The 14,092-nt window shown below is 63.2% G+C and carries 14 protein-coding genes and 1 pseudogene; 7 read left to right on the forward strand and 8 right to left on the reverse strand.

Annotated elements, in window-relative coordinates; all coding sequences use genetic code 11:
* Positions 1 to 11: 11 nt before the first annotated feature.
* Together FRZ40_RS26855 and FRZ40_RS26860 are read right to left on the reverse strand one after the other, a co-directional pair.
* Positions 12 to 272 carry a DUF1488 family protein gene (locus tag FRZ40_RS26855; RefSeq protein WP_028366364.1) on the reverse strand — a complete coding sequence of 87 codons (261 nt, stop codon included), beginning with the start codon at positions 270 to 272 and terminating at the stop codon, positions 12 to 14.
* A 219-nt stretch (positions 273 to 491) separates the two neighbouring features.
* Positions 492 to 1,370: a LysR substrate-binding domain-containing protein gene (locus tag FRZ40_RS26860; protein WP_147236146.1), complete on the reverse strand. Its 879-nt coding sequence runs from the start codon at positions 1,368 to 1,370 to the stop codon at positions 492 to 494.
* 125 nt (positions 1,371 to 1,495) lie between these two features.
* Here FRZ40_RS26860 and FRZ40_RS26865 point away from each other — a divergent pair, with 125 nt between their 5' ends.
* Both FRZ40_RS26865 and FRZ40_RS26870 read left to right on the forward strand, forming a co-directional pair.
* Complete coding sequence (locus FRZ40_RS26865; RefSeq protein WP_147236147.1) at positions 1,496 to 3,028, forward strand: MFS transporter; 1,533 nt, start codon at positions 1,496 to 1,498, stop codon at positions 3,026 to 3,028.
* A 78-nt stretch (positions 3,029 to 3,106) separates the two neighbouring features.
* On the forward strand, positions 3,107 to 4,537 hold the full coding sequence (locus FRZ40_RS26870) for an aminotransferase-like domain-containing protein (protein WP_147236148.1): 1,431 nt from the start codon (positions 3,107 to 3,109) through the stop codon (positions 4,535 to 4,537).
* Between the two features lie 18 nt (positions 4,538 to 4,555).
* Here FRZ40_RS26870 and FRZ40_RS26875 read toward each other — a convergent pair whose 3' ends face one another.
* The gene (locus tag FRZ40_RS26875) at positions 4,556 to 4,744 is read right to left on the reverse strand and encodes a DUF2970 domain-containing protein (RefSeq protein WP_147236149.1); all 189 of its coding nucleotides are present in this window, start codon (positions 4,742 to 4,744) and stop codon (positions 4,556 to 4,558) included.
* A 272-nt stretch (positions 4,745 to 5,016) separates the two neighbouring features.
* Between FRZ40_RS26875 and FRZ40_RS26880 the strand changes: the two genes are divergently transcribed.
* Complete coding sequence (locus tag FRZ40_RS26880) at positions 5,017 to 5,484, forward strand: PRC-barrel domain-containing protein (RefSeq protein ID WP_147236150.1); 468 nt, start codon at positions 5,017 to 5,019, stop codon at positions 5,482 to 5,484.
* 69 nt (positions 5,485 to 5,553) lie between these two features.
* Here FRZ40_RS26880 and FRZ40_RS26885 read toward each other — a convergent pair whose 3' ends face one another.
* Together FRZ40_RS26885 and FRZ40_RS26890 are read right to left on the reverse strand one after the other, a co-directional pair.
* On the reverse strand, positions 5,554 to 6,450 hold the full coding sequence (locus FRZ40_RS26885; protein WP_147236151.1) for a fructose bisphosphate aldolase: 897 nt from the start codon (positions 6,448 to 6,450) through the stop codon (positions 5,554 to 5,556).
* A 147-nt stretch (positions 6,451 to 6,597) separates the two neighbouring features.
* Positions 6,598 to 7,005, reverse strand: a complete 408-nt coding sequence (locus tag FRZ40_RS26890) for a PPC domain-containing DNA-binding protein (protein ID WP_147236152.1) — start codon at positions 7,003 to 7,005, stop codon at positions 6,598 to 6,600.
* A 162-nt stretch (positions 7,006 to 7,167) separates the two neighbouring features.
* Here FRZ40_RS26890 and FRZ40_RS26895 point away from each other — a divergent pair, with 162 nt between their 5' ends.
* Complete coding sequence (locus FRZ40_RS26895; RefSeq protein ID WP_147236153.1) at positions 7,168 to 7,704, forward strand: SRPBCC family protein; 537 nt, start codon at positions 7,168 to 7,170, stop codon at positions 7,702 to 7,704.
* On the opposite strand, the gene FRZ40_RS26900 is transcribed toward FRZ40_RS26895, so the two are convergent.
* A complete protein-coding gene (locus tag FRZ40_RS26900) occupies positions 7,701 to 8,615 on the reverse strand; it encodes a DMT family transporter (protein ID WP_147236154.1) in 915 nt (304 codons plus the stop codon). The genes FRZ40_RS26895 and FRZ40_RS26900 overlap by 4 nt on opposite strands.
* Before the next feature lie 498 nt (positions 8,616 to 9,113).
* Between FRZ40_RS26900 and FRZ40_RS26905 the strand changes: the two genes are divergently transcribed.
* The 3 genes and pseudogenes from FRZ40_RS26905 (at position 9,114) to FRZ40_RS26915 (ending at position 11,530) form a co-directional block, all read left to right on the forward strand.
* Positions 9,114 to 9,383: a DUF1488 family protein gene (locus FRZ40_RS26905; RefSeq protein WP_028366354.1), complete on the forward strand. Its 270-nt coding sequence runs from the start codon at positions 9,114 to 9,116 to the stop codon at positions 9,381 to 9,383.
* A gap of 338 nt (positions 9,384 to 9,721) precedes the next feature.
* A pseudogene (locus FRZ40_RS26910) lies at positions 9,722 to 9,996 on the forward strand (SulP family inorganic anion transporter); the annotation flags it as partial.
* Positions 9,997 to 10,081: 85 nt separating this feature from the next.
* Positions 10,082 to 11,530 carry an MFS transporter gene (locus tag FRZ40_RS26915; protein ID WP_147236155.1) on the forward strand — a complete coding sequence of 483 codons (1,449 nt, stop codon included), beginning with the start codon at positions 10,082 to 10,084 and terminating at the stop codon, positions 11,528 to 11,530.
* A 91-nt stretch (positions 11,531 to 11,621) separates the two neighbouring features.
* Here FRZ40_RS26915 and FRZ40_RS26920 read toward each other — a convergent pair whose 3' ends face one another.
* Complete coding sequence (locus FRZ40_RS26920) at positions 11,622 to 12,632, reverse strand: DUF2891 domain-containing protein (protein ID WP_028366353.1); 1,011 nt, start codon at positions 12,630 to 12,632, stop codon at positions 11,622 to 11,624.
* Positions 12,633 to 12,765: 133 nt separating this feature from the next.
* Positions 12,766 to 14,070: an NAD(P)/FAD-dependent oxidoreductase gene (locus FRZ40_RS26925; protein ID WP_147236156.1), complete on the reverse strand. Its 1,305-nt coding sequence runs from the start codon at positions 14,068 to 14,070 to the stop codon at positions 12,766 to 12,768.
* Positions 14,071 to 14,092 lie beyond the last annotated feature (22 nt).

Consider the following 14,092-nt stretch of genomic DNA (forward strand, 5'->3'; position numbering starts at 1 on the left):
TCGATGAGCGCTCAATGAAAGTCGCGAGTCTCCAGCTCGACCGACTGCCCCCCATTTCGCTGCAGCACGCGGCGCGCTGCATCTTCAATCTTCCTCCGATTACCTTCGAACGCCGTGATCAGATCGTGCGACGACGTACCCGTGTTGCCGAAATGGTCGTTCAGGGCGTCGATTGATACGCTGCACCATACCTCTTTTCCTTCGACGGTCGCTTCGAATGCGACTCGCGATGCGGCCACGACGTGCCGACGGCTGGTGAATTCGATGGTCATTTGATTTCTCCGTGAGTGCCAGATGAAATTCACGAACGCCCGCTGGGGCCGGCCTTCCGGGCGATAGTCTCGCGGTCCTGGGCCAGGCGGCCCGGCGTGGGGCGTTCGCTTCGGTGCTGTGGAGCAAGGAACGGTCCAGTCCGCTGCCGGCAAAGCGTATCGGCAGCGATGGGGCCGTTCTCCCATGATAGGTCGCGAACGATGCAAAAGCCCGGGAAACTACTGATCCGGCGCGCCCGTGATCTGCGCGATCAGCTTCTTCGTGGCAGGCGAATGCTCGAATTTGCGGTAGACGGCCGCGACTTCAGAAACGATGGGTTCGCCCGCGAGCGCCTTGAAGACCACATTCGGCAGATTCACGACACGCGTCAGCAGATTGGGCACGATTGCGACGCCCACGCCGACGGAAACCTGCGTCAATACGGCCAGCAACGTGCCGGGCGCGCTGACGATGCGCGGACTGAAGCGGCCGCGCCGCGCGATTTCGCGCGTGCCCAGCTCCTGTTCCGGCACGACGAAGTTCTCGCTTGCCAGCGCGCGCGCCTTGATCGATCCCGCCACGGCTGCCAGCGGATGCTCGGCGGGTAAGGCCACGCAGAATGCATCGCGCACGAGCACATGCGTGCGCAGCGACGGCGGCAGATCGACAGGCAGCCGGACGAACGCGACGTCGACGCGGCCTTCTTCGAGCAGCACGGGCAGTTCGCCCATTGGATGCTCGGTTGCCTGCACGAGCACATGCGGTCTCGACTTGCGGAACGCCCGAAGCTGTTTCTGCAAGACGCCTGAAAAAGCTGCCGAGCCGACGTACCCGATATGAATACGCCCCAGCTCGCCGCGTCCCGCGCGCTGGCCGACATTCAGCGTTCGTTCGAACTGTGCGATCGTTTCGCGCGCCTCGACGAGAAACGCCTCGCCGGCAGGTGTCAGCGCGACCGAGCGCCGCGTGCGTCGAAAGAGCTGGGCCTGTAGCGCGCGCTCCATCTCCTGAATCTGCACGGTGAGGGTTGGCGGTGCAATGCCGAGTCCTTCCGCGGCTTGCGCGAAATGCAGCCGTTCGGCGACGGCGATGAAATAACGCAGATGCCTCAGTTCCATGGCGATGTCGATCCGCTGTATTAGGTTTCACCTAATTATATTGGTTGAAGTAGGCAATGAATGGAATAGAGAAAACTGGTGGAATAGGGCCTTTCTTTCCGCACATTTCCGGCTGGATCTGTCCGATGAGTTCGATTTCCGCTCCCCGCACCGCCTCTCGTTCTGCTTCTGGCGGCATGCCGCTTCTGCTCATTGCGTCGATGGGCTGCGCGATGACGGTGCTCGATACCAACGTGGTCGGCATCGTGCTGCCTACCATCGCGCGCGACCTGAATGCTTCGTTCGCCGATATCGAATGGGTGATTAGCGCGTACGTGCTGTGCTTTGCCGCACTGCTGTTGCCGGCCGGCTCGCTGGCCGATCGCTACGGCCGCAAGCGTGTGTTTCTGACGGGCATTGCGCTATTCGCCGTGGCGTCACTGGCATGCGGCGTCGCGCCGAGCGCAAGACTGCTGTACGTCGCGCGTGCCGCGCAAGGCGTCGGTGCCGCGTTCCTGCTGGCGCCGGCACTCGCGATCATCGGTCACGCGTTCCATGACGAGCACGAACGCGCGCGGGCGTGGGCCGTGTGGGGCGGCATCATGGGGCTGACGATGGTGCTGTCGCCGCTGATCGGCGGCGTGATCAGTGCATGGCTCGGCTGGCGCTGGGCATTTGCGATCAATGTGCCCATCTGCGCGCTGCTGGCGCTGGGCGTGGTGCGCATCGTCGAAGAATCGCGCGATCCGACGCCGCGCGCGCTGGATCTGCCCGGTATCGCGCTGTTTGCGTCCGCGATGTTTTCACTGACGTGGGCGCTGATTCTCGGCCCCGATCATGGCTGGCTCAGCGAAGCCGTCGCGTTGCGCGCAGGCGCGGGTGTCGGGTTGTTCGCGCTGTTTGCCTGGGTGGAGAGCCGGCGCGCGCACCCGATGCTCGATCTGGCGTTGTTCCGCTCGCTGCCGTTTGTCGGCGCGATCGTCGCCATGTTCGCTTATGCGTCGTCGGCTCAGGTGATGGCCTCGCTGTTGCCGCTCTTTCTGCAGAACGCACGCGGCGAGAGTGCGCTCGGCGCCGGCGTGGGCATGCTGCCTTTCGCGCTGGCGATGTTGATCCTGCCGCAGTTGGGGCGCAAGCTCGCGGCGTACATGGATTCGCGGCAGATTCTCACACTCGGCCTCGCGGCAGTGGCGTGCGGCAATCTCGCGATGATGCTCGCCGCGCGCAGCACGGATCACGTGTGGCTGATAGTCGCGATGGCCTTGCTCGGCAGCGGAGGCGGCCTCCTGAACGGCGAAACGCAAAAGGCGATCATGGGTACGGTGCCGCGCGAGCGTGCGGGGATGGCGTCGGGCATCAGCACGACGTCGCGTTTTACGGGCATTCTGCTCGGCTTCTCCGGACTGGGCGCGGTGCTGGCCGAGGGCGTGCGTTCGGCGTTAGACGCGCGGATGGCGGATACGCATCTGCCTTTCGTGGAAGGCTTTGCCGAGCGCGTAATGGCAGGCGACTTTGCGCGCGCGTTCGCGCTGTATCCGCCTGCATCGCTCGATGCGCTCGTTCATGTTGCGCATTCGAGCTACGGAGAAGGCTTCGCCCGCGCATTCACTGCGGCTGCGATGGTTGCGGGTGTTTGCGCAGTGATCGTCTTTCTGTCGATGAAACACAGGAAGCACTGATTCAGTTGATTGCGCGGGCATGTACCGATTAGTATAAAAAGCTCTCCGTTATGAGCGCATCGCCGCGCGCAATCTTCGATGAACCGATATGAAGCACTCGCCAATACGATGGCCGCCGAGATCCGCTCGGGCAGCCTCGCGGTCGGCGCGCGCATGCCTTCGTTGCGGCAGGTGATTGCGCAACATGGCGTGAGCCAGTCGACGGCGTTTCGTGCTTACTATCTGCTGGAAGAGTGGGGACTCATACGCGCGCAGGAGCGCTCCGGCTATTACGTCGCGCCCGGCGCCGCCGTTCGCGACATGCGGGAAGCGAGCGCGAAACGCGCACTGGCCGAGTCCGCGAAAGTCGATATCAGCGAACTCGTCTTCAGCGTGCTCGAAGCGGCGAAACATACGGGCGTGGTGCCGCTCGGCTCCGCGTTTCCCTCGCCTATGCTATTTCCGCTGCAGCGCCTCGCGAAGTCGCTGGCGCAAACGTCTCGCACGATGAACCCGTGGAGCACCGTGGTCGATCTGCCGCCCGGCAATGAGGCATTGCGCCAGCAGATCGCGCTGCGTTACCTGGGCATGGGCCTGTCGCAACCGCTCGATGAGATCGTCGTCACCAATGGCGCGCTCGAAGCACTGAATCTGTGTCTGATGGCCGTGACGCGACCCGGCGACGTCGTCGCCGTCGAGTCGCCGGGTTTTTACGCCGCGCTGCAGGCGATCGAAAGACTCGATTTGCGCGCGGTCGAAATACCCGTAGATCCGCAAACCGGTCTCGATCTGGACGCGTTGGCGCAGGCGCTGGAAAAGCAGCCCATTCGCGCATGCTGGTTCATGACGAACTATCAGAATCCGACGGGCGCGACGATGCCGCTCGACAGGAAGAAGGCACTCGTCGAACTGCTGGCGCGCCACGACGTGCCGTTGATCGAGGACGACGTGTACGGCGAGCTGCATTTTCAGGCGGATTATCCATTGCCTGCGATTGCCTTCGATCGCAAAGGGCTCGTCATGCATTGCAGTTCTTTTTCAAAGACGCTCGCGCCGGGATACCGGATCGGCTGGGCGGCGGCGGGCCGTTTTGCGGAGAAAGTGCAGCGGTTGAAATTGATGACGACGCTATCGGCGAGTATTCCCGTGCAGGCGGGCATTGCCGATTATCTGCAGCACGGCGGCTACGACCGGCATCTGCGCAAGCTGCGCACCGCATTGCGCGCGCAACTGGATGCCATGAATCTCGCGCTTCGACGCGCGATGCCTAAAGGCGTGACGTGGACGATGCCTTCGGGCGGCTATTTCGTGTGGCTCGCGTTGCCGGAGCACGTCGATGCGTTGACGCTTCACCGGCAGGCAATCGAGCATGGCGTGAGCCTCGCGCCCGGGCCGATTTTCTCGGCGTCGCGCAATTTCCGCAACTGCGTGCGCCTGAACTTCGGGCATCCGTGGAATGCGGATATCGATCGCGCGATTCACGTGCTGGGCGAATTGATCACGCAGGCGGCGCAAACGCCGCAGCGATAGCGCCCGCACCGGTACGCGTCAATGCGCGACCGTAACGGCGATCCGCGCGAACGCGAACAGCAATCCGCCGAAGCACAGCGCGAGCACGACAGCCATCACGGGCACCAGCGGCAGCTTGACGGTGGCCAGATCGGCTTCGTGTCCCGCGCCGCGCCGGACCCCGAAGAAGCTCCATAACACCATGCGCATCATGTTCAGCAAGGCCATTTCAGTTCTCCTGCAATGCACGTAGTCCGCGCGTTTTCATGTGTCAATCGTAGAGTCCGGGGGTGAGTGGCGTAAGAAGCAGATGCTGTCGTTTTCAGCACAGCAGTGGTGTGGCGGGTTGCCGCATGGCAAAGGGCAGTCGAGAAAAAATGACATCCGCGTGCATCGAACGGTAAAGATTGCCGCTGCGCAAAGCCTGGATGCCGTTTGCCGCACCGCGGGAACGGCCATTGCGCGCCTTCCGGACGCTCACTTTCACAAGGAGGCAAGCAATGGGCTCAATCAATCCGCAAACGCGCAGAACGGGTGGTGCAGATATCGTCGGTGGCGGCGTCGGTGAAGGTCCGGGGCCGGAAGTGATGGCAGCGTCGACGCTCGACGGCACCAAGGTGTATTCGTCCGACGCTGAACACGTCGGCAAGATCTCCGACATCATGCTCGACGTGAGGAGCGGCCGCATCGCCTATGCGGTGCTATCCGAAGGCGGTTTTCTCGGCATGGGCGCGAAGTTGCACGCGATTCCCTGGAGCGCGTTGACGCTCGACACCGATCAAAAGTGTTTTCACGTCGATATCAGCGCGAAGCGACTGAAGGACGAACCGGGCTTCGACAAGGATCACTGGCCGAGCATGGCCGATCTGAGGTGGGGTGAATCGCTGCACACGTATTACAACCGCGATCCGTACTGGATTTCGCGCAGCGACTACGTGGATCCGGACGTTCCGCCAACTGCGCATTGACACGCCGCGCCAGCACGTAGAAACATGAAGCCGCGCATCCGGGTGCGCGGCTTCATTGGCAGGGACTGTTTAAACCTTGTTAGCAGAAGCGTCGTAAATCTCGTCGATGGCTTCCGCCAGCTTCGCATCGAATTCGCTGTCGCTCATCGGCTTCTTCAGGTCGTTGATGAGTGCGCGCGAAAAACTCGCGATCATGCCGTGATTCTTCGCGAGCAGTTTGCAGGCCTCCGTGCGCGTGTAGCCGCCCGACAGCGCGACGACGCGCAACACGCGCGGATGATCGATCAGCGGCTTGTAGAAATCGGCGACATCGGGAATGGTCAGCTTGAGCATGACCTGCTTGCCGGCAGGCAGCGCGTCGAGCCCCTTGAGAATTTCATCGCGCAGCGTCTTTTCGGCGCCGGCCTTATCGGGCGTCTTGATCGACACTTCGGGTTCGAGGATCGGCATCAGGCCGCCCGCGTCGATCTGCGCGCCGTATTCGAACTGCTGCTTGACGACTGCGGCAATCCCCGCAGGCGAATTCTGCTCGATGACGGAGCGCATCTTGGTGCCGAAAATGCCGAGCTTGACTGCACGCGCAACGAGCGCGTCGAGTCCGGGAATCGGCTTCATCACGCGCACGCCGTCGCTTTCGGCTTCGAGTCCCTTGTCGACCTTGAGGAACGGCACGACGCCGCGGTCTTCCCACAGGAACGCCGGCACTGGCTTGCCTTGAGCCTCCCCATCCATCGTGGCTTCGAAGAGAATCGCCGCGATGACCTTCGCGCCCGTGAAGGCCGGGGCGGTGATGATGCGCACGCGCATTTCGTGAATCAGCTTGAACATTTCGGCGTCGCCGCTATAGGCGTCGTCGGCAATGCCGTACTGCCGCAATGCGCCAGGCGTAGAGCCGCCGCTCTGGTCGAGCGCGGCAATGAAGCCCGCCTTTTCCGAAATCTGCGCCAACATTTTTTCATTTGCCACGGACGTTTCCCTCCTTGAACAACTGATTGATGAGCATGCAAATCCGACCCGACAAGTGTAAGGCATTGCGGCGCACGCTCCTACCGCGCGCGGACAGCGGCCAATCGAACAGACAAGCGAAGAGCGTACCCGGCGCGCATTGCGCCGCTATTTGCGCTGCGTTGCGTTGCGGATGTGCAGCTCCATGAATCCCGTTTGCGGATCGGGCTCGCGTGAGAACTCATGATCCGGCAGCAACGCGAGCAAAATTTCAACGGTCGTTCGTACGATGCAGCCGCGCGCGACATGTCCGCCGAATACGCGGCCCTGCGCATCGGATACCGACATATGCAGATGCGCGCCACCGGGCGCGACGGATCCGGCGAGCGTCAGGATTTCCAGGTCGGCGCGAAGTTCTGTCGGCTGCTCGATGCCCGCGAATCGCAACTGCGCGACGCTGAGGCTGCCGATGCCCTGCACGACGAACGCCGCTGTTGCGCCGAGCTGGCGCACAGTCTGTTCGAGTGCATCGCGCAGATCCTGTCCGGGGTGCAGGCGCAGGGGATGGGCTTGCATCGGTCGTGCTCCGTGTTCCGTTAGCGTGACAGCATGCGAAGTGTGCGGCGGCGTCGCCGCCCGCATACGGTAGCAGTAAGATCGTAACGCGGGCCGCTTTCGTGCATGCGGCGGCCCGAACCCCGCTTCATTCGGACGCGCGCGAGCCCGGCGCGAACAGCGATGAAAACGCTAATACGAGCGATCGTGACCGTGGCATGCGTGGCGGCCGCCATCGCCGTTCTGTTCGTTCCGCTGCCGCGCGCCTTCCATCTGTCGACGACCATTGTCACCGCCATGCCGATCGCGCGCCCGCCCGCGGCCGTTTTCGACTACGTGACGACGCCTGCGCACTGGCCCGCGTGGCATCCGTCGTCGCTGTCGGTGGCGGGTGCGATCGATCACTCACTTGGCCTCGGCGAACGGACTACGGAAGAATTTCGTGTCGCGGGGCGGCGCGGGCACGTCGTGTGGACGGTTGTCGAACGTCAACGCCCGCAGAAATGGACGATCGACGGCGCGATAGAAGGCCGGCCCGCAGGCACGGTCAGCTACGCGCTGACGCCCGAGGCGGACGGCACGCAGTTCGAGCGCACCTTCACGTATCGCTCGCCGACGCTCTGGTTTGCGCTGCTCAACGCTGTCTTGCTGCGCCCGAAAATCCAGGCCGAGTCCGACGAAGCCGTCGAGCGGCTCAAAGATGCGCTCGAACAGCCCTAGCGCAGGATCGTACGGGGAGCGGCTTGATCGGTTTGCGGCGCCTTGCGCCTCAGTGCCAGCGCGACGCCGCTCAACGTGAGCGCCATCGCCACGGCTTCCTTCCAGCCGAGCGGCTCGCCGAGCGCGAGCGCGGCCGCGACGATGCCCATGATGGGCACGAGCAGCATGCCGATCGACGCGATCTGCGGCGGCAGATGCCGCAATGTCGCGAACCACGCGAGGTAGCACACGCCCATCGGTACGAGCGTCATATAGATCAGCACGGCCCAGCCGTCCGCGTGCAGCGAGGCAAAGACGGGATGCTCGATCAGCAGGCCCGCGACGATCATCGGTGCGCGGCCGAGCCCGACCTGCCACGCGACGAGGCTGATCGGCGCGACGGGAATCGGCGTGCGCGCGATCACCGTGCCGAGCGCGAACAGCACGGCTGCAAGCAGCGCGAAGGCGATGCCGGCGATTTTGCCCGCGTCGAAGGCGACGCCGCGCCCGCCCAGCAGCACGACGACGCCCGCGAGTCCGAGCAGCAGCGCAAGAAATTCGACGGTGGAAGGTCTGCGCGACAGAATCGGCCACGCGAGCAACATCGCCCAGATCGGCATCGTGTAGACGAGCAGCGCGCCTTCGCTGACGCTGAGCCATTTCATCGACAGCGTGGAAAAGCCCATCCATGCAAAGACATTCGTGCAGGCCGCGAGCAGAAGGCGCGGCACATACTGACGCGGCACGCGCGGCCGTTCGCCCATGCACACGGCGACGACCCCGAGCAGCACCGACGCCGTCACGCCCGCGATGCCGCGCGAAAAAAGCGGCGGCCATTCGCGCAGCAGCACTTTCATGGCCGGCCAGTTGAGTGCCCATCCCGTTGCCGTGATCAGCAGATAGATGAGTCCCGTCCAGCGCGGATGCTTCATCGACGATTCGTATGAGGTCTTTTAAGAGCCTCGATCATACGGGGTTCTGCCATAACGCGGATTTCTCCATTGCAGGATGCGTGACATATCCCGCAAACGATTGCGTTGTATCCTTCACGGTAAGAAGCGGGATAAAGCGCGGATTCGTTCGTGAGCAAAGTTTTTGTCAGAGGGAAGTCAGAGATTTTTGTCAGAGGGAAGTGAGAGAGAAAGCGCGGCGCTGCGCGCCATGCAACTGCGCGTGAAAATCGCGGTCTCACGGCGGGGTGATCTGCACGAAAGCCTTCAAAATGCGAACATGTCGGACGTTTTTTATCGGCGCCGGCTGGTAAAGTCCTGTGCTCCTGCCATAAAAACGTTTGCATTGAGGCACTTCAAGGGTTCGCCCGAAATGATCGATGCCGAACGGAATGAGATAGTTTGAGTGCAGGAATATTCACGCACGGTTCACAAAAGCAACACGCAATACAGGTAATCGCAGTTCAAGAGAGGCTGAAAATGGAACAGTCCTTACTCAACTTCGCCCTTTCGCATAACGGCCAGTCCGTGACTTTCGATATCGTCGTGCAAAAGCGCCCGATAGGGTGTTCGATTACGCGCGACGCGCTCGAGCAGCATTTCTGGCTGGAGCGCGGTGCAGACGAATCGCACCTCACGAAGGCGTTTGGCAACGGCCAGCGCCGTATCGCCGCTGTCGCTGAGCGCAAGGCGCTCGCGAAAGGGGCGACGCACGTGTTGATTACAGCAGACGATTTCGAGTACCGGTAAAGGGCTGGCTACAGTCATCAGGCGCCCGCGTTTCCCTGTGAACACGCGGCGCGCCGCTTCGAGCGTCGCTGCGCGCGAGCGGCCGACCCTGTAGAACGCGTGCGCTGCGCGAGAGCCTCGCACATCGGGCCGTCCGGCCCGGCAGGCCATCACGGGCCTGTTGTTTCCATCCGATCACCTTTGCACCCAGCCGCGCGCCGGCTCACGAGCGGATCGTCTCGCGACACGCCCCGCGTATGCCGTGCCCGTCATGCCCAGAGCGGGTGCATCGCAATCCGTCCACCTTTGCTTGCGCGCGCAAGTGTTGCGTGAGCGCGCCCCCTGATTCGTTCGAACATGCGCTCGTGATCGTGGCCGTTACCGCGATCACCGTGTTTACCGATCTCGCGACAGCCGTGCTGTGCGGCATCGTCATTTCGGCGCTGAGTTTCGCGTGGCAGCACGCGAACGAAATTCCCCCTTCTTCGCCTCGACCACGCATTTTCAAGCGCTGCACGAACGCTATGCGAAGCTCGGCAAGCGCCTGCGGCTGACGAACCTGTCGCCGCGCAACCGGCGCCTGCTGCAACGTGCCGACGCCAGCGTGACGATGGACACGACGTCTGCCGCATAGACGAAGTCATGAGCGAAGCGCGGCTACAATGCGTGCCTGGCCTGCATCGCACGCCAGGGCTCGCATCGACACAGGAGAGAGAACAATGACAACGCAAGACCAGGCCGGCATGTCGCTGCCAGGGAACGAACAGAGCCGCGCGCACGCCGCTTCGCCTTCATCGCTCAATGCCGGTTCCATCGGCGCGCGGCTCGACCGCCTGCCCGCGACGCGCTCCGTCTGGAAGCTCGTCGTGATGCTGAGCCTTGGCTTCTTCTTCGAACTCTACGATCTGCTCTACACGGGTTACGTCGCGCCCGGTATCGTCAAGAGCGGCATTCTCACGTCGACTACGCACGGCCTGTTCGGCACGACGGGCATTGCGAGCTTCATCGCGACGCTGTTTCTGGGCCTGTTCATCGGCACGATCGCGTGCGGCTTTCTCGCAGACCGCTTCGGCCGCCGCGCGATCTTCACGTATTCGCTGCTGTGGTACACGGTTGCGAACGTCGTCATGGCGTTTCAGGAGACGGCGACGGGGCTCAACTTCTGGCGCTTCACGGCAGGCCTCGGCATCGGCGTCGAGCTGGTGACGATCGGCACATATATCTCCGAGCTGGTGCCGAAGCACATCCGCGGCCGTGCATTCGCGTGCGAACAGGCAGTCGGCTTCACGGCTGTGCCCGTCGTCGCGTTTCTCGCATGGCTGCTGGTGCCGCGCTCGCCGCTCGGACTCGACGGCTGGCGCTGGGTCGTGCTGATCGGCGCACACGGCGCGCTGTTCGTCTGGTGGATCCGGCGCAATCTGCCCGAAAGCCCGCGCTGGCTCGCGCAACAAGGGCGCGTCGAAGAAGCGGACCGTGTGATGCGCGCGCTCGAAGCGAAGGTCGAGGCCGAGTACGGCAAGCCGCTGCCGCCCGCAGCGCCGCCCGTTCCTGTACCGCCGAGCGGACGCTTCAGTGACATGTGGGTGCCGCCGTACCGCAGCCGCACGCTGATGCTGGCCATTTTCAACATCTTCCAGACCGTCGGCTTTTATGGCTTCGCGAACTGGGTGCCGACGCTGCTGATCAAGCAGGGCATTACCGTGACGACCAGCCTTGCCTATTCGAGCATCATCGCGCTCGCGGCGCCTGTCGGTCCCATCATCGGGTTGTTCATCGCAGACCGGTTCGAGCGCAAGAGCGTGATCGTCGCGATGGCGGCGCTGATCATCGTGTGCGGCCTGTGGTTCAGCCAGACGACGGCGGCTGTGCTGCTGATCTGCCTCGGCGTGGGGCTGACGCTCGGCAGCAATATCATGTCGTACAGCTATCACGCGTATCAGGCCGAACTCTTTCCGACCAGCATCCGGGCGCGCGCAGTCGGCTTCGTCTATTCGTGGAGCCGTTTTTCAGCGATCTTTACCGCGTTCTTTATCGCATCGGTGCTGAAGTATTTCGGATCGACGGGCGTGTTCGTCTTCATCGCAGCCGCCATGGCGATCGTGATGCTGGTGATCGGCGTGATGGGGCCGCGTACGCGCGGCATCGCGCTGGAAGAGATTTCGCATTGACGTAGAAGCGATTCGATAAAAAACGGCCAGTGCCTTTGCAAGCACTGGCCGTTTTGTTTTTGCCGTGCGCGACCGATGCGCGCTTTAGCCGCTACGCTTCGAGCGCAAGCGTCGCGAACGTGGCGAGCCAATGCTCGCCCATGTAGTCGCCCGCGACATGCTGCAACGCGCTGTCGAGATGCACGTCGGCGGCTTCGAACAGCACGGCGCGGCGGGGATCGTCGTTCGACAGCGCGCGCGCCAGCGAGCGCTGGCACCATGCACGGCTCAGGTTCAGCCCGTCGAGATGCGCGATCTTTCCGTCGCTGCGATCCGTGACGGTAGCGGGGATAAACAGCGTCGCGGGCTGACGTTGCGCCAGATCGGGCAGAAAGCGCGCGAACCACGCGGCGAACTCGGCGGGCGGCAACACGCGGCGCATCAACTCGGCTTCCATCAGTGCAGGCGACAGGAACTCGTCGCCCGACGGCTCCCATGCCTGGCATCCGGCGTCGTTCAGATACCAGCGCTTCGCCGTATCGACGATCAGCTTCGCGAGGGAATCGCGTTGCGTGCGATGCGCGAAATCGAGCGTGAGCGCCAGCGCGAACGCGGTGTTGAAGTGCGTGCCGACACGCAGCGGATACGTCGCCTTCGGCAGAAACTCTTCGAAGCGTTCGACGAACGCTTCCGTCAGCGGTTCGATCGTCTTCGCCCAGCGTTCGGCTTGCGGCACCTTGAGTGCCGTGACCTGGCCCGACAGCGCAAGCAGCCATGCCCAGCCGTAGGGCCGCTCGAAACCGCGGTTATGCGGCAGGTCGAGATAGGCGCGCTCGCCGGCTACGTTGTGCTCCGTGAAGTGCTCGTCGACGACGCCGACGATGCGCGGCGCCTCCGGCAACTCAGGGAAACGCTCGATCAGATGCAAAAGCAACCAGTAGCCATGCACGCATGAGTGCCAGTCATAGCTGCCGTAGAAGACAGGATGCAGTGCGCGCGGGCCTTGCACGTCCTGCGGTCCGGCGAGGGAATGCGTGAGTTTGTTCGGATACTCGCGTGTCAGATGAGCAAGCGCGAGTCCCGCGAATTTCGATGCGATTTCAGAAGTGAGCAGGGCAGTCATCGACGCCTCGTCGTAACGGATAGTGGGTGACGGTAAGCCTTCAATGCGGCCGGTATGGCGTGTTGAAGGCGAGGTGCACATTCTGCCCGTTTCGGGTGCTGTCTGTCATGTACTGCGCGTGCTGCAGCGCGGCTTAGAACAGCTCGCGTATCCGGTGATACAGCATTCCCAGTTCCAGTGCCGGACCGCGCAGAGCCGGGCCGCCAGGAAAGCGCGCGTGGCGGATACGCGAGAAAAGATCGAGCGCAGCCGTATCGCCCGCGATGGCCTGCGCGATGATGCGCCCCGCAATGCCCGTCAGCGCCACGCCATGGCCCGAGAAGCCTTGCACATAGAAGTAGTTCGGATCGATTGCGCCGAAGTCGGGCGCGCGATTGCGCGTGATGTCGACGTAGCCGCCCCACGCATAGTCGATTTTCGTATCCGCGAGTTGCGGGAAGACGCCGAGCATGCGCTTGCGGATATCGTCGGTGAGTTGTGCGGGCGAGGCGCCCGTCGAACTCGCGCGTCCGCCGAACAGTACGCGATGATCCGCCGATACGCGGAAGTAGTGCAGGAAAAAGTTGTTGTCGCAGATCGCGGTGCGGTCTTTGATCAGCGCATCGGCGCGCTCCTTGCCGAGCGATTCCGTCGCGACGATATACGACGCGATGGGCGCGATGCGCGCCGCAATCGTTGCGGGCAGCACGTTGCCGAGCGTCGCATTGCCGCATGCGGCGACGAAGCGGCAGCGTACTTCTCCCGTCGCGGTGCGCACGACGGGCCGCGCACCGCGTACGACTTCGAGCACAGGCGAGTGCGCAAAGAGTCGCGCCCCCTCGCGACGCGCGGCATCGGCGAGACCGCGGCAGTACTTGAGCGGATGCAGGTGGCCGGATAATGCATCATGCACGCCGGCCAGATAACATTCCGACGCGATGCGGTCGCGCATGTCGGCGGCATCCACCCACGACAGATGCGAGTAACCCCAGCGGTTCGTCGCGGCCTCCATCCATGCGCGCAGATCGGGCACGCGCTTCGCCCTGGTTGCAACCGTCATGAAGCCCGCTGTGAAATCGCATTCGATTCCATAGCGCCCGATCCTTTCACGCACCAGCTTCACGGCTTCGACCGATAGCGCCCAGGCAGCGCGCGCGCCCTCGAGGCCCAGTTCTTTTTCGACGATCTCGTCTTTCGCAAAACCGGCGAGCATCTGTCCGCCGTTGCGGCCCGACGCCCCCCAGCCCGGCCGATGCGCGTCGAGCACGACCACGGACAGCCCGCGCGCACGGCATTCCAGCGCCACCGACAGGCCCGAGAATCCCGCGCCGATCACACACACATCGGCATCGAGCGTCCCCTCGAGCATCGGGTCGTCGACAAGCGGACGCGAAGCCGTGGCTTCATAGTACGAGTTGCGGATCAGCGCATCCGCGCGGCGGTCGAGTGTTTCCGTCACAGCAAGTCCTTCATCCGATACC

The organism is Paraburkholderia azotifigens, assembly GCF_007995085.1.
GTDB lineage: Bacteria > Pseudomonadota > Gammaproteobacteria > Burkholderiales > Burkholderiaceae > Paraburkholderia > Paraburkholderia azotifigens.